At 62.9% G+C, this 22798-nt stretch carries 23 protein-coding genes; 15 read left to right on the top strand and 8 right to left on the bottom strand.

Going from position 1 to position 22798, the window contains the following annotated elements; all coding sequences use genetic code 11:
- Nucleotides 1–373 precede the first annotated feature (373 nt).
- On the top strand, nucleotides 374–1075 hold the full coding sequence (locus ABIB36_RS02955) for an SGNH/GDSL hydrolase family protein (protein WP_354559082.1): 702 nt from the start codon (nucleotides 374–376) through the stop codon (nucleotides 1073–1075).
- Nucleotides 1076–1328: 253 nt separating this feature from the next.
- Here the strand turns inward: ABIB36_RS02955 and ABIB36_RS02950 are convergent, their stop codons facing one another.
- The gene (locus ABIB36_RS02950; RefSeq protein ID WP_354559296.1) at nucleotides 1329–1481 is read right to left on the bottom strand and encodes an ankyrin repeat domain-containing protein; all 153 of its coding nucleotides are present in this window, start codon (nucleotides 1479–1481) and stop codon (nucleotides 1329–1331) included.
- Nucleotides 1482–1683: 202 nt separating this feature from the next.
- Here ABIB36_RS02950 and ABIB36_RS02945 point away from each other — a divergent pair, with 202 nt between their 5' ends.
- The 3 genes from ABIB36_RS02945 to ABIB36_RS02935 all read left to right on the top strand — a co-directional run bounded on the left by ABIB36_RS02945 (nucleotide 1684) and on the right by ABIB36_RS02935 (nucleotide 3719).
- Nucleotides 1684–2328 carry a hypothetical protein gene (locus ABIB36_RS02945; RefSeq protein WP_354559081.1) on the top strand — a complete coding sequence of 215 codons (645 nt, stop codon included), beginning with the start codon at nucleotides 1684–1686 and terminating at the stop codon, nucleotides 2326–2328.
- Nucleotides 2329–2394: 66 nt separating this feature from the next.
- Nucleotides 2395–3216: an ArsR/SmtB family transcription factor gene (locus tag ABIB36_RS02940; protein ID WP_354559080.1), complete on the top strand. Its 822-nt coding sequence runs from the start codon at nucleotides 2395–2397 to the stop codon at nucleotides 3214–3216.
- 14 nt (nucleotides 3217–3230) lie between these two features.
- Nucleotides 3231–3719, top strand: coding sequence for an SRPBCC family protein (locus ABIB36_RS02935; RefSeq protein ID WP_354559079.1), 489 nt, complete (start codon nucleotides 3231–3233; stop codon nucleotides 3717–3719).
- A gap of 102 nt (nucleotides 3720–3821) precedes the next feature.
- Here the strand turns inward: ABIB36_RS02935 and ABIB36_RS02930 are convergent, their stop codons facing one another.
- The gene (locus tag ABIB36_RS02930; protein ID WP_354559078.1) at nucleotides 3822–4727 is read right to left on the bottom strand and encodes an EamA family transporter; all 906 of its coding nucleotides are present in this window, start codon (nucleotides 4725–4727) and stop codon (nucleotides 3822–3824) included.
- A gap of 122 nt (nucleotides 4728–4849) precedes the next feature.
- On the opposite strand from ABIB36_RS02930, the gene ABIB36_RS02925 reads away from it, so the two are divergent.
- Nucleotides 4850–5725: a LysR family transcriptional regulator gene (locus ABIB36_RS02925; protein ID WP_354559077.1), complete on the top strand. Its 876-nt coding sequence runs from the start codon at nucleotides 4850–4852 to the stop codon at nucleotides 5723–5725.
- Nucleotides 5726–5781: 56 nt separating this feature from the next.
- Here the strand turns inward: ABIB36_RS02925 and ABIB36_RS02920 are convergent, their stop codons facing one another.
- The 3 genes from ABIB36_RS02920 to ABIB36_RS02910 form a co-directional block, all read right to left on the bottom strand.
- Nucleotides 5782–7194, bottom strand: a complete 1413-nt coding sequence (locus tag ABIB36_RS02920) for an amidase (RefSeq protein WP_354559076.1) — start codon at nucleotides 7192–7194, stop codon at nucleotides 5782–5784.
- Nucleotides 7195–7242: 48 nt separating this feature from the next.
- A complete protein-coding gene (locus ABIB36_RS02915) occupies nucleotides 7243–8619 on the bottom strand; it encodes an MFS transporter (RefSeq protein WP_354559075.1) in 1377 nt (458 codons plus the stop codon).
- 75 nt (nucleotides 8620–8694) lie between these two features.
- Nucleotides 8695–10305, bottom strand: coding sequence for a hypothetical protein (locus ABIB36_RS02910; protein ID WP_354559074.1), 1611 nt, complete (start codon nucleotides 10303–10305; stop codon nucleotides 8695–8697).
- Nucleotides 10306–10597: 292 nt separating this feature from the next.
- Here ABIB36_RS02910 and ABIB36_RS02905 point away from each other — a divergent pair, with 292 nt between their 5' ends.
- Nucleotides 10598–11989: an MFS transporter gene (locus ABIB36_RS02905; RefSeq protein ID WP_354559073.1), complete on the top strand. Its 1392-nt coding sequence runs from the start codon at nucleotides 10598–10600 to the stop codon at nucleotides 11987–11989.
- An 11-nt stretch (nucleotides 11990–12000) separates the two neighbouring features.
- Here ABIB36_RS02905 and ABIB36_RS02900 read toward each other — a convergent pair whose 3' ends face one another.
- Complete coding sequence (locus tag ABIB36_RS02900) at nucleotides 12001–13677, bottom strand: helix-turn-helix domain-containing protein (RefSeq protein ID WP_354559072.1); 1677 nt, start codon at nucleotides 13675–13677, stop codon at nucleotides 12001–12003.
- A 194-nt stretch (nucleotides 13678–13871) separates the two neighbouring features.
- On the opposite strand from ABIB36_RS02900, the gene ABIB36_RS02895 reads away from it, so the two are divergent.
- The 9 genes from ABIB36_RS02895 to ABIB36_RS02855 all read left to right on the top strand — a co-directional run bounded on the left by ABIB36_RS02895 (nucleotide 13872) and on the right by ABIB36_RS02855 (nucleotide 21526).
- Nucleotides 13872–14318, top strand: a complete 447-nt coding sequence (locus ABIB36_RS02895) for a GlcG/HbpS family heme-binding protein (protein WP_084347126.1) — start codon at nucleotides 13872–13874, stop codon at nucleotides 14316–14318.
- Between the two features lie 143 nt (nucleotides 14319–14461).
- Nucleotides 14462–15181 carry an iron-containing redox enzyme family protein gene (locus ABIB36_RS02890; RefSeq protein ID WP_084347127.1) on the top strand — a complete coding sequence of 240 codons (720 nt, stop codon included), beginning with the start codon at nucleotides 14462–14464 and terminating at the stop codon, nucleotides 15179–15181.
- A gap of 98 nt (nucleotides 15182–15279) precedes the next feature.
- Entirely contained in the window at nucleotides 15280–15615 is a 336-nt protein-coding gene (locus ABIB36_RS02885) for a Rieske (2Fe-2S) protein (protein WP_084347128.1), read from the top strand.
- Between the two features lie 29 nt (nucleotides 15616–15644).
- Nucleotides 15645–16880, top strand: coding sequence for an NAD(P)/FAD-dependent oxidoreductase (locus ABIB36_RS02880; protein ID WP_354559295.1), 1236 nt, complete (start codon nucleotides 15645–15647; stop codon nucleotides 16878–16880).
- Complete coding sequence (locus tag ABIB36_RS02875; protein ID WP_354559071.1) at nucleotides 16877–18322, top strand: aldehyde dehydrogenase family protein; 1446 nt, start codon at nucleotides 16877–16879, stop codon at nucleotides 18320–18322. Before ABIB36_RS02880 ends, ABIB36_RS02875 begins: the two co-directional genes overlap by 4 nt.
- A gap of 30 nt (nucleotides 18323–18352) precedes the next feature.
- Nucleotides 18353–18709 (top strand): Rieske (2Fe-2S) protein, encoded by a 357-nt coding sequence (locus ABIB36_RS02870; RefSeq protein WP_084347130.1) that lies wholly within the window; start codon nucleotides 18353–18355, stop codon nucleotides 18707–18709.
- Nucleotide 18710: 1 nt separating this feature from the next.
- The gene (locus ABIB36_RS02865; protein WP_354559070.1) at nucleotides 18711–20303 is read left to right on the top strand and encodes a gamma-glutamyltransferase family protein; all 1593 of its coding nucleotides are present in this window, start codon (nucleotides 18711–18713) and stop codon (nucleotides 20301–20303) included.
- Nucleotides 20304–20310: 7 nt separating this feature from the next.
- Entirely contained in the window at nucleotides 20311–20733 is a 423-nt protein-coding gene (locus ABIB36_RS02860; RefSeq protein WP_354559294.1) for a RidA family protein, read from the top strand.
- Nucleotides 20734–20737: 4 nt separating this feature from the next.
- On the top strand, nucleotides 20738–21526 hold the full coding sequence (locus ABIB36_RS02855; RefSeq protein WP_354559069.1) for a YoaK family protein: 789 nt from the start codon (nucleotides 20738–20740) through the stop codon (nucleotides 21524–21526).
- On the opposite strand, the gene ABIB36_RS02850 is transcribed toward ABIB36_RS02855, so the two are convergent.
- Nucleotides 21523–21957: a hypothetical protein gene (locus tag ABIB36_RS02850; RefSeq protein ID WP_354559068.1), complete on the bottom strand. Its 435-nt coding sequence runs from the start codon at nucleotides 21955–21957 to the stop codon at nucleotides 21523–21525. The genes ABIB36_RS02855 and ABIB36_RS02850 overlap by 4 nt on opposite strands.
- A gap of 83 nt (nucleotides 21958–22040) precedes the next feature.
- The gene (locus ABIB36_RS02845; RefSeq protein ID WP_354559067.1) at nucleotides 22041–22727 is read right to left on the bottom strand and encodes a TetR/AcrR family transcriptional regulator; all 687 of its coding nucleotides are present in this window, start codon (nucleotides 22725–22727) and stop codon (nucleotides 22041–22043) included.
- Between the last annotated feature and the right edge of the window lie 71 nt (nucleotides 22728–22798).

Here is a 22798-nt window from a genome sequence, read left to right as displayed (position 1 = left end):
GCCGCATTGGTATCGGTTCCGTTGTCGGTGCAGGTTCAGTAGTGACGAAGGACGTTCCTGACTTTGCTGTCGTATTTGGCAACCCCGCAGTGGTCCGTCGGTTTCGATTCCCCGAGGGCGTTCGGGAAATGTTAATCGAGGAGAGACTATGGGAGCTAGACCCTAGCGAGCTCACGAAAAGACTGACAGTTGTAAATAGTGAATTGTTGAGGCGTGCATGACTGTGCGATACGTGAGAATAATGATCGACCAGACAGTGCTGTTAGGTCTCAGCCTGCTGCGGCTGAGCGGTCTTAATTTCGGTCGTATCCGCGCTTTTGTGCGCCTCGCGGAAGTATTTTGAGTTTATCGTGTGGATTCTACAGGGGTAATAGTGTTTGATCGAGTTGCGGCGCAAACTAAAGTGTCATTCATTCTTTTTACACTTAGCTTGGTTTTAGTTGGTTTCTGGTGGAGATGGTCGTCTGACGAGAGTCCAGAAGCATCCGAGGCGATCTCAGTAGGTGAGATTCGTTTTCAACCTGATTCTTACTACGATGAACCATGGGTCTACTTTTTGGGCGATTCATATTCGACAGGAACGCCGATGGATTCAGGTGTGCAGTGGCCGGATATTGTTTCCGCCGAGCGGGGTTGGTATATGAGGGATTACGCATCCCGTGATTCTGGATACCTAATGCCGGGCGCGAAGAATTTGACAATCCTCGATCGAATAAACGGATCTCGTTTGGATAGTGCTGACATGGTAATCATATCTGGCGGTCTTGAAGATCTAAAGCGCGGTGATGGTTCTAAGATTGGCCCGGCGATTTTGGATACACTACTGAGAGCCAAGGAACTGGCGCCTGATGCGCGGATTGTGGTTCTGTCGGTTTTCGCGCCGGGTCCTTCTGAGAAGCTGAATAATATGAATACGCTGCTTCGTCGGGTATCTGAACGGATTGATGCTGAATATATTGATGTAAGTTCGGTGCTTATAGATAGTCCGGGCATGCTTGGCTCTGATGGGACGTTCCCTACTGACGCTGGACAGAAAGCGCTGGCGACTGAGATCGGTTCACGATTGCGGAACTAGAGTTCTGTGGTCCGTGATTGCTCGTCTTATTTGCGTAATAGGCATGCTCGCCGTTCGGAGTGAGGGGCCATTATTGATGCTCGTAAAAATGGGATTACATGTATCGGGTGCATCAAAAAGTGGTCTTGATCGTGGTCGAAACCGACGCGTCAATCAATGGGTTGCATGTTGCGCGCGACCGCGGTCCTTGCTTAGTCAGCTCGCAAAAGTTCGAGAACCTTGAAATGCCGGACGCTGTCATAAGAGCCGCCTATCACGGCGATTCCCCGTAGGCATCTGCCGCGTCGACCCGTGCACCATGAACGAGTAGTCGTCGCGCCGACTCCGCTGAGCCTCCCTGTGCCGCAAAGTGCAGCGGGGTGAACCCTCGACCGTTTGCCGCGTTCGTGTCCGCTCCCGCAGCGATCTCAGCGTCGACGTTCCTTCAGTCGTTGTCTTGGCGGCGTAGTGCAGCCGAATTCTGCCGTCATGATCTGCCATTGACCTTGTTTCCGTCGCCTCAGCGACTGTCTTCGATGTCAAAGGTTCTCAGGTTGTCGTAAAGTCGTTGAGTCTCGTCTCGCCCGTCCTTCCCTGGCGAGCCACCCGAAAGGACAGCTTCGACAACCATGGCGCCCTCGTCTGAGCGACTGAAAGCTCACGAAATGTTGTCGGCCGACATTACCCGGATCAGCAAGCAGGCGAAGTTGCCGTTCCGCACCCTGCCTGACCTGGTCAACACCAAGGTGCGATACCCAGAGCTGATACCGCTCCTGATCGACTGGCTGAAGAACCTCGACGGGCGAACGCCGATGACCGACCCACAGGACCTGGCCAAGTTCCGTGAGAATCTCGCTCGCGCCCTCACTACCGTCGATGCAGTCGGGACCGAAGCTGTGCCGGTGTTGTTCGAGCAGTTTTATCTCGACCCGCCGCTGCCACCGATCAACAGTCATGCGGTGGGCAATGCCTTGCTGCATCTCGCTGTGCCCTCGGACTACGACCGGATGGCGGCTCTCGCAGTGGATCGGTCGTTGAGTTCGGGGCGGGCAGCGATCTTGGAATGGTTGATCAAACAGGGGAGACCCGATGGCCTTGAGATCGTCGTCGGGGAAGTCGAGGACCCGAGCGTGCGTGCCCTCGGCATCAAGTACCTGCGTCAGTACAAGCCCCTGCCCGCCGGCTTGAAGCCGAAGGTCGAGCAGTACCTCGACGATCCGGACAGTGAAGTGCGCAAGCAAACCAAGCTGACACTGCAGAAACTGCCTGCATAGAGCTGGTCCGAGCTGCCGGGTAGATACCTCTTGACATATGCAGCCGTTTGGTTGCATATTGGGGTGGTGCTCCCGCAACCTGATGTCAACGCCGTCTTCAAGGCACTCGCCGATCCCACTCGGCGTGCACTTCTGGACGCTCTGCGACGTGAGAATGCGCAAACGCTCGGAGAGCTCTGCGAGGGCATGTCGATGGCTCGCCAGTCCGTGACCAAGCACCTCGATCTACTGGTCGCGGCCAACCTGGTCGTTGTCGTCCGCAAGGGGCGCGAACGTCGACACTTCTTGAATCCCGAGCCGATTCACGACATCGAACGCCGGTGGATCCGTGATTTCGATCGTCCACACCTCGACGTCCTGGACGTCGTCAAACAACGAGCAGAGGACAACGCCATGAAGGAAGCCGAACAGTTCCCCGACTACGTGTACGTCACCTACATCCGAGCTTCGGCCGAGCAGGTGTGGGACGCCCTCACCGACGCCGACATCACCGCGATCTACTGGGGCGGGATGGCCAACGTCTCCGGCTGGGAGGTCGGAGCTTCGTGGACACACCGATTCGACGGCCGTACAGGCCATTACGATATCTGGGGCAAAGTCCTCGAATCCGATCGACCGAACCGCCTGGTGTTCACCTTCCAACCCGCAGCGCAGGCACTCGACGACGCGGGCTCGGTGGTGACCTATCAGATCGAACCCGTCGTCGACGCCGTGAAGTTGACCGTCAGCCACACGAACCTTCCGAGCAGGGAGATGCTCGACGGCATTCTGCAGGGCTGGCCGATCGTGCTGGCAAACCTCAAGTCCTACTTGGAAACTGGAACGCCGTTTGCGAACGACCTTAGTCAGATGCAGAACGACTCGAAACTCACCGCCACCGAAAACTAGGGAGAGGAATTCCCATGAGCACGGACTTCACGACCAGCTTCACCGTCCCCGTTCGTCCGATCGAGGCATTCGAAGGCGCCGCTTCACCCGCGAAATGGTGGAACGAGATGATCGACGGGTCCGCCACCAAGGTCGGCGACACGTTCGTCTTCGACGTACCGAAGCTGCATCACTCCAAGTTCGACGTCATCGGGTCCAACCCGGGCCACACCCTCACCTGGATGGTTGTCCCCTCGGGCGGAACTTCCGACCAGGAGGAGTGGATCGGAACCGTCGTCGCCTTCGAGTTCGCACCGGACCCAGCCGGAACCTGCATCACCTTCACCCACCGCGGCCTGCGACCCGAACTGGAATGCCACACCGTCTGCACCACCGCATGGGGCTATCACCTCCACGCCGGCCTCGAAGCACTACTGGCAGGCGACACCCCAGCGCGCATCACGGCGGAGACGTACCGCGACGTCGCGGATACCGTAGGTGCGCAACGTAACCGGGCGGGTTGATTCAAACGCTCCTTCAGCGGGGTGCCTTGGCCTGGGCAGTGTCCAGCAGGTCGAAGGACTGGCCGATTCCACGAGCAGTGCGCAACGTGATGCGTCGGTGCGTCAGGTATTGGTGAGCTGATCGACAGGCCGGCGTGATCGGTGGGCCGTGGCGCGCCGGGTCGGGTTGAACTGCCCGGCGGCAATGGCTGCCAAAGCGAGAGCGAAGCCGACGAGCTGAACACCGCTGAGAAGCTGCTCCAAAAATGCAACACCGAGGCCGGCGGCGACGATCGGCGAAAGTAGCCCGAGCAGCGCCGCGGAGGTAACCGGAAGCCGGCCGATGCCGGAGAACCACAGGGTGTAGGTCAGTAACCCGCCGAACAGGCCGAGCCAGAGGTAGCCGCCGATCCCCGCCGGGGTGATGGTGTCGGGGACACCCTCGACGAGCAGAGTGATCGGCAGCAGGAACAGCCCGCCAGCCGTCAGCTGCCACCCCGCGAACGCCATCGCTCCCACGCCCTCGGGCCGGCCCCAACGCTTGGTCAACGTCACGCCGGTCGCCATGGAGCCAGCGGCACCTATGCCTGCCAGGAGGCCGACCCCGTCCAGGGTGGCGCTGCCGGTCAGCACGATCAGCGCCACGCCGAGGACTCCGATCAGTCCCCAACCCAACCGCCACCACGACAACGCTTCACTCAGCAGCGCCACGGCAAGAATGGCGACCACGATCGGTTGAGTTGCGTTCAAGGTTGCGGCGATCCCGCCAGGTAAGCGGTAAGCGGTCAGGAACAACAGGGGAAAGAATGCGCCGATATTGAGCACCCCCAGGAGTGCCGCCTTCGGCCACCAAGCTCCGGTGGGCAGGGCGCGAGTCAATACGATCGCGAGCAGTCCAGCAGGTAGAGCTCGGACCAGGCCGGAGAAGAGCGGATGACCCGCGGGCAGATATTCGGAAGTCACGAGATACGTTGTGCCCCACACCGCGGGCGCGATCGCGGTGAGGGCGGTCGTCTTGATCACGCTCATCGGTGCGCTCGAGTCGAGGAATGCGGGAGAGGTGTAGATGCCATGCGTCTATCGTCGCGATAGCGCAAGCATGAGTCCAACACATGCTTGTCACTTCATCGATCGTGATTGATGATGAATAGATGGATCTCCGCCAACTCTCCTACGTCGTCGCCGTCGCCGAACTCTCCAGCTTCACCCGGGCCGCCGAGCGATGCTTCGTAGTCCAGTCAGCCCTGAGCCACCAGGTGGCACGCTTGGAATCCGAACTCGGCGCACGACTCTTTCATCGGACCAGCCGACAAGTGCGCCTGACCGCCGCCGGTGAGGCGTTTCTGCCGGCGGCCCGACAATGCTTGGCCGCAGCCGAGCGGGCGCGCAGCGAAGTCGCCGCCGCGACCGGAGAAGTCCGTGGCCGACTATCGGTCGGGGTGATCCCCACCGTGTGTGCGGTCGATGTGCCTGCCGCACTGCGCTTCTTCCATGATCGTCACCCACAGGTGCGCATCACCCTGGTGATGGGAGGAAGCGACGACCTCGTCGACAAGGTCGCCACTGGAGTGCTCGACGTCGCGTTCCTCGGGTTGCCGATCGAGCGGGTTGTCACCGAAGTCGCGCACCACCTTCTGGCCCACGACAACCATGTCGTCGTCATGTCGGCGACACACCCGCTCGCGGAAAGCGAGGAGCTCAGTCTGCATGACCTGGCTGGTCAAGTCTTCGTCGACTTTCCCCCCGGGACCCCGGGGAGGGCACAAGTGGATCAGACCTTCGCGGCGGCTGGTCTGAGCCGCGACGTAGCCTTCGACGTCACCGATGCCCACCTGATGACCGGACTCATCGGTCAGGAACTCGGAATCGGCATGCTTCCTTCGGCCTACGCCCAGCAGCTCACCGGCGTCGTGACCATTCCCGTCCGCGACGCGGCACGCCGAGCAGAACACCTGATCTGGAGCAGCGACGGCCCCTCACCGGCCGCCGCCGCATTTCTTGACCAAGTTCGGACTGCCGCCGCCTGATCAGCTGACGTGAGGAGAGCCTGTCTCGGCAGGTCGAGGCTTAGACAGGCTGCGGGTCAGACAGGCTGCGGGATCGAGAGGGAAACCGGATCTACGGGAGCAACGAGGCCGATCTCCCGCTCCAATATGTTTGCGATCTGCAGACATTGGTAGTCGCGCCACAGCGGAGCAACGATCTGAATACCGATCGGACCCGCTGCGGTGTGCATTACCGGTGCAGATACGACAGGGGAGCCCGTCGCCGAAATCGCGGTCACGAAGCGCATGGAGTCGATGACCTGATGCGCACGCACTTCACCACCGGTGTCCATCTCGACCTCGAACGGCGGCTCGGTGCTCACCGGGCCGAGGATTGCGTCGTAGTCGGCAGCGAATTCGTGCCAGCGCGCAGTCAGTTCCGTCAGTCGATTCAACGCGCTGACATAGTCGCTGAGAACTCCGGTAGTGGAGAAGTAGCTCTCCATGTGCTCGAGCGAACGCAGCGTCGTCGCCTGATCGGTCAACTGGCGCTTGGCCGTCCACATGGCCTTGGTCTCGTGGTAGACGATCGATCCGCGGGTCTGCTCCAAGTCGCGAATCCACTCTGGGTCGAGCTGCACTACCTCCGCCCCGGATCGCTCGAACACGGTGCCGGCTCGCTCGATCGCCGACGCCACTTCCGGCGACACTGCGCCCGCAGGCTGCGCGATCACTCCGATGCGTAACCGCTTCGAACTCAGCAGATCGTCACGCAGTTCAGGTGCCGGGAATCCACGGGGCCGGGCCGAGAGCATCGAGCGCAAACCGAGCTCCGCGTCCTTCACGTTGCGAGAGATCACGCCTTCGACACCGAAGAGTTTGGCGCCGAAGCTCATTCGAGCGCCATCGGTGGGGGTGAGCCCGATCGTCGGTCGGAGGCCCACCACCCCGCAGCACGACGCGGGGTGGCGCAGGGACCCACCCTGATCGTTGCCGTGTGCCAGCGGCACCATGCCGGTGGCGACGGCCGCGGCAGAGCCACCGGATGAACCCCCGGCCACGCGATCGGGCACGTGCGGGTTGACGGTGGCCCCGAACAGCGGATTGGCAGTGTGCCATCGAAGCGAGAACTCCGGAGCGTTCGACATCCCGACGACGACAGCGCCCTGCCGGCGCAGGGACTCCACTACCCAGGAATCCTCTTTCTCGACTACCTCGGTCAAGCTGGGGCAGCCGTTCGTATTCGGTTGTCCAGCAACAGCAGTGTTGATCTTGACCACGGTAGGAACCCCGGCCAGAAGGCCGGCGGGAGCTTCTGCGCTCGCATCGATCGCGTCGGCTCTGGCGCGGGACTCCTCGAGTAGTAGCACCGGCAGAGCGTTGACGGTGCCGTTGACGCTCTCGATGCGATCGAGGTGGGATTCGAGGACCTCACGAGCGCTGAGGTCTCGTCGGCGTACCGCTTCGGCGATGTCGTGTGCGGACATCGTCCACACGGCGTTGGTAGTCACTTCTGAACAGCCTCCCTGGCTCGTCCTCGTTCATTGGTGTAAGAGCGGTCAATTCTGTTCTACTGCATCCATATCCACATCCCGGGTCTCCGGGCCGAGCCAGGCACCGTAGGTGATCAGGCAACCAGCGAGGACGACGAGGACGACCGGGGTGTACGAGTAGGGCACCCAGATTTCGAGGCCGAGCATGTAGAAGCTGTAGAGCGCGGGAAGTACGGTCGCCACCGAGTACCCGACGGCGAACCCGGAGGCCCGCACGTTCGTCGGGAAACGTTCGGTGATGTAGGTGACGGACACCGGAAAGATTCCCGCCACCAAGATGATGCAGACGCCGATCAAAGCCATCGTGATCAGCCCGGAACCGCCGTTCGAGGCGTTGAGCAGAGCGACTGCGTAAAGCGAGGCCGCCACCGTCGTCACCGATACGCCGGCCCACATGAGTACCTTCCTGCGGCCGACGCGCTGCCCGAGTGCTCCATAACCGAAGTAGCACAACGCGAGAACTACGTTGGCCGCAACCAGACCTTGACTGACGGTGGACGCCGACTGTCCGAGGTAGTTGACCAGCACCCCGGGAACCGCGGAGGAGATCGCGTGGAAGCCCAGCCAGACTCCGGACATCATGACCAGAATCTGGATCAGCGAGCGGCGATTTCGACCCTTGGTGAGTTCCGCGAGCGGGCGGTGCCGACGCGTCGTGGCCTTGGCTTCGGTGTCGACGGGCAAAGACTCGGCAGCTACTCGGCGGAAGTAGATCAGGAAGCCGAACGTTGCGAGGGCGCCGAGAACGAAAGGTATCCGCCAACCCCACTGGACATAGGCGGAACCGATTCCATTGGCGGGCAGGTAATGCAGCAGGACTGCCGCCGCGACAGAGATCGTGGCAGCACCGAGTGGATAGCCGATGTTGGTGTAGGCGCCGACAGCGCCGCGCAGGTGCTTCGGTGACGACTCCATCGCCAACGCCGGCAGGCCCGCAGTGGCGCCGCCCATGAAGAAGCCGCCCACGAATCGAATGATCAGCATCATCACGTAGGCGCCGATGCCGAGGCTGGCGTAACCCGGAAGTACCGCCATCGCCAACGTCGCTATCGCCACACACGGAATCGCAATCGACACCGAGCGTCGACGCCCCACCGTGTCGGCAATGTGGCCGAACACGACGGCTCCGAACGGTCGAGCGATCAAAGTAGCGGCGAAGATGATGTAGAACATGGTGGTGCTCGACGCGAGGCTGGTGCCGGGTGGGGCGAAGAAGACGATGGCCGGGGCCAAAACCACAGTGGGAAGGTAGATGTCGATGACGTCGACGTAGAATCCCAGTGCCGCTGCGTTCATGACACGGCGGGTCTTCTTTGGCAGGGACCTGAGCGTGGGGGCTTTCTCGATCTCTTCCAGTGATGCACGATCGGTGTCCAGCTGCATAACCGTCTCGCTCTCGGGGTGGGGTTCGGTGGCCTGTTTCGGAGTGGCCAGGTGGTGAACGGGGAAGTACAGAATCTAGAAGATCAGCACTGCAACGAAAGTCGACAGCGCAAGCCCGCTGACCACGGGGATGAAGAGTTTACGAGCCAGTTCGAGTACCGGTACGCGGGCGAACCCGGCAACGGCGATGAGCGACGACCACGCTACGAGGGTGCCTCCGCCGGACCAGATGTTGCCCATCTGACCGATGGCGGCAAGGGTGGCAGGATCCATGCCGACAGCGGGTCCGAGCGCTCCGGACAGTGAACCCGTCAGTGGCAGCCCACTGAATCCGGACCCTTCCAGACCCGCGATCATTCCGATGAGCAGAATGCCGTACGAGGTCACGAAGGTGTTCTGCGGCAGATGCGACTGGGCCGAGTTCACGAGGTCGAACAGCAGAGTCGGGCCTGTCGCATCGCTGGGCATCCCGAGGATCGCGGCCGAGAAGTCGCCGTTGCCGATGAAGAAGAAGCCGGCGATCGGAAGCACGATTCCCATTGCCTTGAAGGCGAATACGAGTCCGTCGACGAGATGCTCCGACGTCGATTCCAGGAATCCCTTCTTGTCGTTCGTTGCGGCAGCGGCAAAGAGCAGCAGGGCTGCAATTCCGCCGACCATCGCTGCGGCGTCACCGCCCTTGAGCTCGGGGACCAGATCGGTGAACTTGCCGACGAGCAGATAGATGATGAAGGCCAGGTACGCGGTGGGGACCAGGAACGCGAACGTGCGAGCCGCGCGGATGCTCGCGAATGTTTCGTCGACGGCCTCCCGCATGGATGGGCGGACGGGTGGTGGTGTGTCGACTGCGACGGCGACTACGGAAGTGGCACCGACGAGGGCAGGTTCGCCGCCGAGCGTGGGTGACCCGGTAGGTAATACGGGAGCCGGAGCGCCGCCCGTTCCCGCCGACCCGGAAGTATCGGCGTCGGTCTTCTCGCTCTCGTTGGGCCCGAAGTCGTGATCTACCTTCTCTTCCCACTCCGTCAGCAGATCCGGGGAGGGAGTGCGATTGTTTTTGCGTTGCATGAAGTATGTGATGGTCAGTGCCGTGAATCCGACGATCAAGGACATCACCAGCGCCCGATCGGCCACCACATCGGGATCCACGCCCGCCGACTTGGCGGACAACCCGGGTGCCACCTTGATGATGTAATCCGAGGACAACGCCATCCCTTGGCCGCAGATCGCAATCGCCATGCCCACCGCCATCGGGGACAGGCCGGCGCGGATGGCGACGGGGATCAGCACTGCGCCGATCAGCGGTACTGCCGGGGTCGGCCAGAAGAACAGTGAGATGACGTAGGTGACTGCAGCGAGCACCAAGAAACTGCTCGTACCCCCGCGCATGACCCGACGGAAGGGCGCCACCATCAGGCGGTCGGCGCCCATCTGACGCAAGGCACCGAGCATGGCCGTCACGAGCGAGATGATCAGGAAGATGTTGAAGAGTTCTCTTGCAGCGGTCAAGCTACCGTTGAAGATTGCGGCCAGCCCTGTGACGAGACTGCCGGAGAATACGAATGCGGTCAGAAATGTGCCGAGTACCGCAGGAACGACGATGTTCTTTCGCATCATCATCGTGGCGAGAATGACGATGATTCCCGCGAGATAGACCCAGTGCGCAGCGGTCAGATGTACTTCCACGTTGTGCCCCTTAAAGACTGAGTTCAGAGAGCGTTCACGACCTGTTCCACATCGTGCGCGGGTCGTTTTAAGGGGTCAACGGCCAGTTTGCACACGCAAAGTCGAGGCTAGGTGTGCAATGTGACCGAGTTTTTTCATTCGGTCACGCTATCGTGACAAACACGTTAAGTAATCGAATAACGCCAAAATCAAATCCATGATCTATGGTTACCCTAACCTTTGCGAAGTGTTCGAATTCGATCCATCCATGAAATATTGGAGCGATCCCTCGTCACGATAGAAACGGACACACATGAAGGATTCGAATCTCGACTTTGCCGATGGGACAACCCGATCCGAGTCCGACCTCGGCATCGGCACCAGCCCGGCACTGGCCGCGTTGCTCATCGGAACCTTCGTCGGAACCGTCAGCAACAACATCGTCAACGTTCCCCTCAACGCGATTCTGACCGAGTACGACGCGTCCCTCGGCAGCGGCATTTTCGTCGTCGTCGGCTTCCTACTGACCTTCGCCGCGGCAATGCCGTTGGCAGGGTGGGTAGGGGATCGATTCGGCCGACGCCGCGTGTACTGCGGAGCGCTACTGGGCACCGCGGTGTGTTCACTCGGCGCCGCGTTGGCCCCGTCGTTGCCGATCCTGGTTGCCTGGCGATCGTTGGGCGGGATCGCTGCAGCCGCGTTCGCGCCGGCCGTGATGGGCCTGATCGCCTGGCTGTTCGGCCCGGCTCGTCGCGGCCGAGCCGTCGGCGCCTGGGCCGCCGTCAACGGCATCGGCCAGGCGATGGGTCCGTCGATGGGCGGGGTGATCAGCGACTGGTGGGGGTGGCGTTGGACTTTCGTGCCCCTGATTCCCATCGCCATCATCGGATACGCGGCGACGATGAAGTGGATCCCGAAGTACCCGGGTCGGAAGATGACCCTCGACGGGTGGGCCGCAGCAGCACTGACCGTCGGTGCTGCTGTCGTCTTTCTCGGTATCACCGCAATTCCCCAGGAAAGTGTTCCGCTGTGGGCTTCGGCGGCGGTGCTGACATTGGGCCTTGCGCTACTGGTGTTCTTCGTCTTTCGTACTCGAAGAAGCGCGAACCCTTTCGTCCCGATCCACCTGATCCTCGAATCACGCTTCCTCCGAAGCTCTCTCGCGGCCTTCGTGCAGATGTTCGCGCTCGGATCGATGCTGCTGGCCGTGCCGCTGTATCTGACCGGCGCCGGTGCGTCGACGTCGAAAGCCGGATTGTTGCTCTTCGTTCTCCCCGTCACCATGACCGTGGCGGCAACCGTGGTCGGCCGCGTCATCGACCGGATGGGGCCCCGCATCATCATGCGTTCGGGTCTGATCGTGTTGGTCTGCAGCCAAATCGGATTGGCGGCACTACTGCGGCCGTCGTGGGAGCTTCCGGATGCGGCGTTGGCGGCGATCCTGGTGCTGGCGGGCCTCGGCATTGCGATGGTGCAAACCCCGGCCGCGGCAGGCTCCACCCGCTCCCCGGCAGGTGCAGTGGGAACGGGCCTGGGTGTGTTCAACCTGATCCGGTTCGGCGGATCCGCCGTCGGCGCAGCGTGGGTCGGGATCGCGCTGCACGCAGGCGCATCGTCCTACGTCCTGCTGTTCGGTGTTGCCGCAGTGGTCGTTTCGGCAGGATTCGCCAGCTCGTTCGCAGGCAGCAACCCGGTCGAGTCGTGAGGGCGTGAAGGTCAGGCCCGCGGGGGTACCTCGCGGGCCACGTTCTCTCGAACCGAGGACAGCAGGTCGAGTCGGAGGGCGAGCCAGACGATGAACTGCGTCTCGGGGCGGCGGATGTCCATCCCGATGATCTTCGATGCCCGGTCGAGCTTGGAGATGATGGTGTTGCGGTGGATCTGCAACCGTCGTGCCGCAGCGTTGAGATTTCCGCCCGTTTCGAGATATGCGAACAGGAATTCCTCGATATCGTTCGACGCGTTGTTGGCCCGGAGCGGTTCGAGGACGTCGGCGATCAATCGGCGGCTCTCCTCGGTTCCCGACGCGGACTCGAGGACACTGAAGCCGCGGAGATTGCGATACGCGACCGAGCCCGAGAGGTTGAGCCGCGTGGCGATACCGAGCGCAACCCGCGCCTCCCGGTAGCTCTCGCCGATGTTCACCGCACCCTGGGCCACCCGGCCGTGCGCAATGGGAATCGGCCGCCCCAAACGTGATTCGAGGTCACGGGAGATGGCGTCGGCGTAGTCCGAAATCTCCAGGTCGCAATCGGGCCGGATGGTCCTGATCACCACCAGTACGTCGCCGATGACCGTGACGTGCGATTGGACGTCGGGATGGGGGAGTACCAGCGCGGCGTAGCGGGCGAGCCGCATCAGGCTGGCGCTCGGGCCGTCCTGCGATCGTGAGATCAAACCCGGCGCGACGAACACCATGTAGTCCAGGTCCAGGTCGATATCGTGCAGCGCCGCCCGCGTCCGAAGATCGAGTTCGTTGGCGAAATTATGGTGCACGAGGGCCTGAACGAAGTCGCCACGCGCACGTTCCTCTGCCTCGTCGACACTGCGTTGACGCAGCATCTCCGTCCCGATGATGGTGCCGGCCTGTTCCACGACCACCGAGTACTGAGCGATATCGTGCCTGCGCGCCTTGTCCGCTTCGACGAGGACGACGATCCATCCCTCGTGCCGACCCGCGAGATGCATCGCCCCGGCAACAGCCACCGCGTAGGGCGAGTCCGTCAGCTCCACCACGCGCACATCGTGCCCATCGTGGCCAACGTGCACCTGCTTTTCACCCCGGGCGGGGAGCGCCTTCGCCAGATGGTCCAGCAAGGCAACCGCACTGGGCGACGTCGTGTCCTCGAACCCGGACGTGGCGATGAGCATCCCTCGAACATCGAGCGCCAAAGCATGATTGGAGGTGAGCTTGGATATCTCGCGGATGAGCATCGGCAGACCCGCCCCGCGGTGCAACAGGGTCACCAACGAGCGGTGCACCATCACCCCGTACCGCATGACGTGCGCCTGTTGGGTCAATGCTCGCTCGGCGAGAAGCCGGTTCATCGCCGTGAAGCCGACGGGAAAGCTGATTTCGAACACCGGCACGTCGTCCGGCCCTCGACAGTTCTCCGGTGCGGCACCATCGATGATCAGAATCGCTGCGCCTCGTGCGGCGAGCGAACGCCAATCGCCGCGGTAATTCGCCAGCGTCTCCGGACGTACATAGACAGCCACGTCGACGAGGGAGTCGGGGCGACTCATCACCTCATCCCACGGCAGACACCAGGTGACCGGCCGATCGAGGTGATCTGCGCCCGACAGCAGGCGCCCATTGGCAAAGAGTGGTTCCTCGAGGAGACCTCGAACCGACAACCGTTCGCTTTCGGCATGATCGCCAGGATCGTTCAAGGTGACTCCCTTTCGGTCTTGGCCCGAATGCGCAGGTTCGAAGCAGTATGACCGACATAGTAACCATGCGGCACGTGCACAATGACCCGATTCGACCCTTCCGGATAGTCACTATGTCCAGGGCCTTCTGGCGTCGACGCTGGTAGAAATCCGTATTACAACCTCCACAGCACCCGAACCGAGGAGACGCTCACATGCATCGAATTCACCGAATCACCCTCGACGACGCCCTCCCCATCCTCGCCGCCGGGCGAGCCAAGGCCGACGAGCTCGGCGTCAAGCAGACGCTGTGCGTCGTCGACGACGGTGCCAATGTCATCGCGCTGCACCGCTTGCCCGGTGCCCGCATCACCGGCGTCGACATCGCCATCGCCAAGGCCTTCACCGCAGCCGGCCACGAGCGGGCCACGCACCTGTTCAACGAGGAACCCGACGGCCCCGCACTGCCCGGTAACGAAGCCTTCGGCATCTCGCACATGCTCCCCGGCAAGTTCGCGATCTTCGTCGGCGGATTCCCGCTCTCGTTCGAGGGACAGATCGTCGGAGGCGTAGGAATCAGCGGAGGAAACGGCAAGCAGGACAAAGCTGTTGGCGCCGCGATGCTCGCAGAGTTCGACGCGTTGACCGCCGCTTACGTCTGAGTCTGGACACACTGCACACGAAATCAATTGATATCGAGTCGTTTTGACCGTGGCTCGATCTCCGCGACCTCGATAGCGTCGCAACGAGGCTCGAACGCGAAGAGCTATCACCCCGCACATCGCATCAGAAAACGAGGCATCTCATGACCGAACTTTTGAACCGCGACGATTTCCGCGCCGCGCTCGAGAACGCCATCAAGGGCCGCGAAGCATCCAACGCCTCCTTCAGCAAGGCATGGGCCGAGGGCAAGCTCGAGAAGAAGCACTTCGCTCGCTGGGCGGAGAACCACTACCACTACGTGGGGCCGTTCGCCGATTACCTCGCCAACATCTACTCCAACACCCCGGACGGGTTCACCGGCGCGAAGGATTTCACGCTGCAGAACATGTACGAGGAAGAGCTGGCCGATATTCGGCACACCGACCTGCTCATCAAGTTCGCCGAGGCATGCGGCACCACCAAGGAGCGGGTCGAGGACCCCTCCAACATGAGTGCCATCACGCGCGGCCTGCAGTCGTGGTGCTACGCGGTCTCTCAGCGTGAGCACTTCGTCGTGGCAACGGCGGCCCTGGTCGTCGGGCTCGAATCCCAGGTGCCGAGCATCTACAAGAAGCAGATCGTTCCGCTTCGTGAGGTCTACGGCTTCACCGAGGACGAGATCGAGTTCTTCGAACTCCACATCACCTCCGATGTGGTGCACGGCGAGCGCGGATACCAGATCGTGCTCGACCACGCCGACACCGTCCCACTGCAGCAGCGTTGCCTGCAGCTGGTCCGGTGGGGTGCCGAGATGCGCTTCTCCTACACCAAGGGCCTCTACGACACCTATGTTGCGCCGGACCTGGAACTGGCCAACGCCTGATTCTCGCGCCGAGGCGGGGCAGCCCGAACACCCCCCATTTTTCGGGCTGCCCCGCCGCGCACGTGAATCTTTCTTCCCGACAAAGAAAAGGACCGACAGTGGAGACCACCTGGACACTGGCAACCACGGTGCGCGCGCTCGGCAGCCGCAAGAAGCTGCGCGTCGAGATCGGTGACACAGCTGTGGCGCTCTTCCAAGCCGACGGCAAAGTGTATGCCTTCCAAGACATGTGCGTGCATCAAGATCGCTCGCTGACCAAAGGCACTCTGCTGCACGGTCGCGTGATCTGCCCCGGACACCAATGGGCATTCGACCTCGAGACCGGCTACGAGGAAGACCAAGACCTCTGCCAGCCGACGTACCCCGTGAAGATCGAGAACGACGAGATCTACGTCGACCTCACTCGAAGCCCCACCTTTACACCGGCCACCTGAAGCTTCACCGAAGAGAGCGAGTGATCGCCATGCCGCCCAACACCATCGTCACCATCGGTGCCGGTCAGACCGCAGCCGTCGCGGCACGCACGCTCCGGCGACGAGGATTCGACGGACGCATCGTCCTGATCGGCGACGAAACCCACGCGCCGTACCAGCGGCCACCGCTGTCGAAGGAGTTCCTCGCCGGACAGTGCGACGCAGAATCGCTGATGCTGCTCCCCGAAGCCTGGCGCGAGAAGAACGACATCGAACTGGTGACCGGGACGGCCGCAGCCCGAATCGACTCCGCAGCCGGTGCCGTGGAACTGACGAGCGGGCGGGTCATCGCGGCCGATTCGGTGTTGATCGCCACCGGCGGCCGCCCCCGCACCATGGCAGTCGAGGGCACCGAGCCCGAACGCGTCCACTACCTCCGAACGATCGACGATGCGCAACGACTCGCCGAGAACCTCCGGCCGGGCACTCGCCTCACTCTCATCGGTGGCGGATTCATCGGACTCGAAATAGCCTCCACCGCAGTCCAACTCGGTGCCGCAGTCACCGTCCTCGAAGCGGGCCCGCTGCCGCTGGCCCGACTCCTCGGTGACCGCATCGCCCAGGTCTGCTCAGATCTGCAGCGCAGCAACGGAATCGACGTACGCACCTCGGCAACGGTAGAGAACATCATCACCGACGCCACCGGGGTACGCGTCCGGCTGACCGGCGGCGAAGTCATCTCCTCCGACCTCGCGGTCATCGGCATCGGCATCGAACCCAACACCGCAGTGGCAGAAGCCTCCGGGCTGACCGTCCAACAGGGCATCGTCGTCGACGCCCAAGGCCGCACCACGATCCCGTCCATCTACGCCGCAGGCGATGTGGCCGCACGATTCTCCGACCGAGCCGGGCGTCACCTGCGCGTCGAACACTTCGACAACGCCAGCAAGCAAGGCGCAGCCACCGCGAATGCGATGCTCGGCAGACTCGGCGTCGTCGACCCGGCCCACTGGTTCTGGTCCGACCAATTCGGCGTCAACGTGCAGTTCACCGGCACACCCGAGCACACCGAGCTCGTCGTCCGCGGAGACCTCGACGACGGCGAGTTCACCGCGTTCTATCTCGACAACGGCATCCTGCGCGGCGCATGCGCATTCGACCGCGGCGAAGACATCGGCGCCGCCCGCGAACTCATCGGCCGTGCGGTCGATCCCGCAGCATTGGCAGACCCCAGCATCGAACTGTTCGACCTGATGGTCGACGACGAAGAGATGGTGAACACGTGACGATCCACGGACAGAACTACATCGACGGTCACTGGGTTCCGGCGAACTCCGGCGCCACGTTCGAGCGACGCAACCCCGCCGACCGGGCCGAGGTCATCGGCATCTTCCCGCTATCGGACGCCTCCGACGTCGACGCAGCCGTGACCTCCCTCGCTCAGGCGGCCCCGGCGTGGGCGGCGACCGCGCCCGAGCGTCGCGCAGCCATTCTCGAGGCCACCGCCGCACACCTGGAGCAGCACGCCGAAACCCTGATCGACGAACTCGTCAGAGAAGAAGGCAAAACGGTGGCCGAGGCGACGATGGAGGTCACCCGTACACCGATGAACTTCCGCTATTACGCAGCCGAGGCGCTCCGCACGACCGGCTCCACCTATCCCTCGCCAGGGGAGGGGCTGGTGATGACGCTGCGCGAACCCGTCGGGATCGTCGGGGCGATCACGCCGTGGAACTTCCCACTCAACATCCCCTCCCGCAAGCTGGGGCCCGCCCTCGCCGCCGGCAACGTCGTCCTCTTCAAGCCCTCGGAGCTGACGCCGTTGATGGGGCAGCGGCTCGTGGAAGCCCTACTCGCGGCTGGGTTGCCGGCCAACGCAATTGCCCTCGTCCAGGGTGACGGCGCAGCAGGATCAGCAGTCACCTCAGACGATCGCGTCGACGCCATCACCTTCACCGGCTCCACGCAGGTCGGGCGCATCATCCACGCAGCAGTGGGGCCGTCGCGGCGCAGTCAGCTGGAAATGGGCGGCAAGAACCCGGTCGTAGTATTGGGTGACGCGGACCTCGACAAGGCTGCCGCACTCATCGTCAAGGGCGCCTTCGGACTTTCCGGGCAGGCCTGCACCGGCACCAGCCGGGTCCTCGCCGTCGACGCGGTGCACGACGCACTGCTCGACAAAGTGGTCGAACTGGCCGCGAAGATCGTCGTCGGGCCGGGCATCGAAAAGTCCAGCGGCATGGGCGCTCTCGCAAGCGAAGGCCAGTACCGCAAGGTGCTCGACTACATCCGCATCGGCCTCGACGAAGGTGCCGAACTCATCACCGGCGGCAAGAGCCTCGACGACGGCGGGGCCGGATACTTCGTGGCTCCGACCGTATTCGCCGGTGGCACAGCCGATATGCGCATCGCGGTCGAGGAAATCTTCGGACCGGTGTTGCTGTTCATTCGTGCCGAAAACTTCGAGCACGCCCTCGAACTCGCCAACGACACCGAATTCGGGCTCAGCTCCGCGATCGTCACCTCCGACATCGGGCGCGCACTGGCATTCGCGCGCCGCTCACGCACCGGCCTCATCAAGATCAACCAGCCCACGACCGGCATGAACATGAACGTTCCGTTCGGCGGCTACAAGGCCTCCAGTACACAGACGAACAAGGAACAAGCAGGCGAATCCATGATGGCCTTCTACCAATCCGAAAAGACCGTGTACCTCGCTGGATCCTGAACCACCCCACTTACCCGAGAAGAGATCACCATGGAGTTCAACCGAGTAGCCCGCTCCGGACAGGTCACCGAAGGCATCGTCCGCCGATTCTTCAGTGGTGACCGCGAATTCGCAGTAGCGAGGCTCAACGGCAAGGCCTACGCGACGTCGAACTACTGCACCCACCTGGACTGCCTGCTGTCCTCGGGCAAACTCGTCGACGACGGCATCGGATGCTCCTGCCACGGAAGCGTATTCGACCTCGAAACCGGTGAACCCGTCAGCCCGCCCGCCACCGAACCGATCAAGACCTACCCCGTCGAGGAACGCGACGGCGAAATCTTCGTCGGTGTGGACCCCGATGACCTCGACTCGATTCCGCGTCGACGAGCCAACAGGGGCGTCTGAGATGGGTACGCGTGCCTCGACGCTGTCCACCGACGGCATGGTCTCCTCCTCGCACCCGGCCGCCAGCGTCATCGGAGCCCGCGTACTCGCCGACGGCGGCAACGCGATAGACGCCACCCTCGCGATGGCCGCGATGACCTGGCTGACCTTGCCAGGCCAGTGCGGTATCGGCGGCGACGCCTTTGCCGTGGTCCGCGAACCGAACGGGGACGTCTACACCGTCAACGGCAGCGGATTCGGGCCCGACGGCGGCGACGAAAACTTCTACCGGTCCGGCGGGCACAGCAAGATTCCGCTCGACGGAGCCCTCGGAGTCGCCGTGCCCGGTGCCCCCGCCGCATTGGCAGCGCTACACCGCCGCGGCGCGAGCCGTTCACTCGCCGAACTGTGGGAACCCGCCGCGCGAGCAGCAGAAAAGGGACTGCCCTGCTCGGCGAAAACCAGATCCGACGTCACCGAGGCAGTCGACGCCATCACCAAGGACCCGAGCCTGAGCACGGTGTACCTACCAGGCGGTGCCGTCCCGCATGTGGGACAACAACTTCCGCAGTCCGACCTTGCGCGCACCATTCGGAAGATGGCAGCCGACCCGGCATGGTTCTATACCGGAGCATTCGCCGAACAAGCCGTCGCACTGCTGACGGCCGGCGGAGCACCGTTCAGCGGGGACGAGTGGGTCGCGTCCTCGGAAGCCCTGGTGGCGCCATCGATCACGATGAACTACGGCGGGGCCGTCGTGCATCAGACACCGCTGCCGACGCCCGGCTGGATGGTCCTCCAACAAGCGGCACTGTGTGATCGCAGTGTCGGATTCGAACCCTGGATGTCGACCACCGCGATCGACCGCATGGCCCGCGCCGCACGGATGTCCTTCGAGGATCGATTTGCCCAGTGCGGCAGCGAAAACGACGCCTGGCGATCCCTGCTGACCGAAGAAGCGGTGACCATCGCTCGCAAGAAGCTGGACGCAGCAGTGCCGACGGCGCGAACGTTCGACGTGAACGACGGCGACACCACCTCCACCGTCGTCGTCGATTCCGAGGGTCGTGCCGTCAGTTTCATCCACTCGCTGGCATTCACCTTCGGCGCCAAAATCTCGGTTCCCGGTACCGGCGTGGTGCTCAACAACCGATTCGGCCGCGGGGCCTACCTGATTCCTCGGCACCCCAATTCCGCCCAGCCGCGCCGCCGACCCCTGCACACACTGAACGCATGGATCGTCACCGATTCGGAGAAGAACCTGCTGCACGTCGGCAACACCCCCGGTGGGGACGGGCAAGTGCAATGGAACATGCAGTTGCTTTCGCACCTCATCGATCACGGCCTGGACCCGGCGGAAGCGGTTGCCGCGCCGCGCTTCACCGTCTTCCCCGGCAGCGACTCCGACGTCGTCGGGCTCGAATCGGAACTGCGTTGCGAGGACCGGATCGATCCCCGCACGTTGGACGAACTCGAACGCCTGGGCCACCGAATCCGCAGACAATCTGCTTGGGGCGGCGGCGGGAGCGCGCAGGTGATCTCGATGGACAACGACCGCGGGCTACTCCTCGGTGCCGCCGACCCGCGCCAGGAAGGGATCGCGCTCAGTGCCTGACAACCCGATGTTCCCCGCCCCACAGCCGCAAGGCCGATACGTCGCCGCGACCGTGCACGACGGCATCGCCTACAGCGCCGGCATGACCCCGCGCGTCAACGGGGAATTGACCATCACCGGCACCGTCGGGCTGGATGTGAGCGTCGAGCAAGCGCGGACCGCTGCCGCCCTCGCCGCACGCAACGCGGTGCTCGCCATCGACGCCGCCATCGACGGGGTCATCATCCGATGCCTGAAGATGACCGTATTCGTCCGCAGTACACCCGAATTCACCCAGCACACCGCCGTCGCCGACGGCGCATCGGCAGCCCTGGCGGAGCTGTTCGGAGACGACTACCTCCCGGCCCGCAGCGCCGTCGGAGTCCCGTCGTTGCCCTCCGGATCTCCCGTGGAGATCGAACTGACCGCAGCAGTGAGCAGAAAGTCCTAAAGTAGTGGACTTCCTGTGGGCAGCCCTGGCGAACGACGACACCGAGCAACGAAAGCAGATAGATATGGAATTGCAGAAGATGCCGTCACGTGTGTCGGGTCTGCGTGTGCCGGTCGGGGGAGATTCGGTCGGGCTGTGGTTGATGTTGGCCCTCACCTTCGTCACCGGTGTCGTCGACGCGGTCGGCTTCCTCGGACTCGACCGCGTGTTCACCGGGAACATGACGGGCAACATCGTCATCCTCGGCATGGGTATCGCCGGAGCCGACGAGTTGCCGGTACTCGGACCGGGAGTTGCCTTGGTGGCCTTCGCTGCCGGCGCCTTCGTATCGGGCCTGCTGCTCCGAAACACCGCACCCGGCTGGCAACCGCGCACCACCACGCTGCTCGGTATCGGCGGAGCCGTCCTCGCCGTGTTGGTCGGGGTCTTCCTCGTACTGGGCGAGGACCCGGCCCCGAACGTGAAAGTCGTCATCGCAGCGTGCATCGCCACCGTCATGGGCGAACAGGCCGCGGTCGCGCGCCGGTTGGCGATCAAGGACATGACCACAGTCGTCGTCACCTCCACCCTCACCTCTCTGGCCGGTGAAACCTTCGTCGTGGGCGGCTGGCGAGCAGTGTGGAATCGACGGTTCGGCGCCATCGTGATCATCTTCCTCGGAGCCGTCGTCGGCGCCCTCCTGCTACGCGTCCACATCGCGGTGCCGCTGTCGATAGCGGCAGTGCTGACTTTGGCCGTCGCGGCCCTCGGGCATCGGCATCTGCACGCTGCGCCTGGATCTGCACAGCGCTAAGGGCACAGATCCTGCCGAGTCTCGTTCCAGAACGGGAACAGCTGAGCACGGGTGGCGTCGGGGTGATCGCGTTGGGCCAGGTCTTCGAATTCCAGGACGGTCGTTCCCGCGGTCCGGTTGACACCGCACGCCTGCAAACTCAGTTTCGCGGAATCCACGAACCCGATATCGGCGGCGTAGGGCCCCAGTACGCCCGAGTCGACGAAGGATTCGAGTCCTTTACCCCACATGTTGTACTCGGTTTGAAGGTCGAAATCGCACGGCTCCCCGAACAACGAGCTGCACGTCGTCGGCTGGCCCTGGATCACGAACGATTCATCGGCGAGCGCGGGCGACGTGGTGTCCCGGGACGACTTGATCACCGCGAGCAAGACGATGAAGATCACCGCGAAAAAGCCGAGGAAAATCAGCACGTTCAGGATGCGTTTCATCTGCAATCACCCCTCCCACCGTGGACATTTCGAGACCGAGTCTTCATCCTGCCGGATCGGGGCTCCGGCGCGTGTGGCAACGGTCAATCGAGCGTTTCGGCGTGCACCTGTGGCCAGTTCTCGGGCCAGTGTCCAGGCTCTGGCACTACGGCGAAATATGCGGCGGTGGCCATATCGAGCAGGTTCACGATGAAGCAGTCCAGGTCAAGCCTTCCTGGGGCGTCAGCAGGCATTCTGGTGCGCGCAGCGAATGCGGCAATGACAAATTTGGTGATCAGCCGAACACGTTCGTCGAGCACGTCTGGGGGGATGTCGGGAAGGCTGCGGCGGATCTGGTTCATGGCGCGGGCGCTCGACGGGATGTAGCGGGATTCGGGCATGCTGCCTGGCTCCTCGTACACGCGGGCCATGATCTGGATGAATCGACGGCCCCGTTCCGAGCTGAGCTTCTCCGCATAGGGGATGGAGAGGGCGGCGATCGCGTCCCGCACGGCAGCGGGCGAGGACTGATCGCCGCCGCATAGCTGCTGGGTGCATTCGTCTACCCGCTGCCGGACATCCGCCATATGAGCAGCCACGATCTGCTCGAGCAGACCTTCGCGGGAGCCGAAGTAGTAGTGCACCGCGGAGTCGTTCCGCACGCCCGCGAGCGCGTTCAGCTCGCGCAGACGCACACCATTCGGACGATTGTCCGCAAACAGGGTTTCGCCCGCCCGCATCAGTCGCTCACGCGCCGAATCGGTCTCGGCACTCAGTGGAGGGATGCTCATGGTTGACAGCCTAACGAACTCCGTTAGTATGATCCACATCACTCTGGTTAACGAAACTCGTTAACGTAGTG

The organism is Rhodococcus sp. UYP9 (genome assembly GCF_040547235.1).
In the GTDB taxonomy this organism is placed as follows: Bacteria; Actinomycetota; Actinomycetes; order Mycobacteriales; family Mycobacteriaceae; genus Rhodococcoides.
The sequence above is the reverse complement of the archived record's forward strand: the minus strand, read 5'-3'. Positions and strand labels throughout refer to the sequence as shown.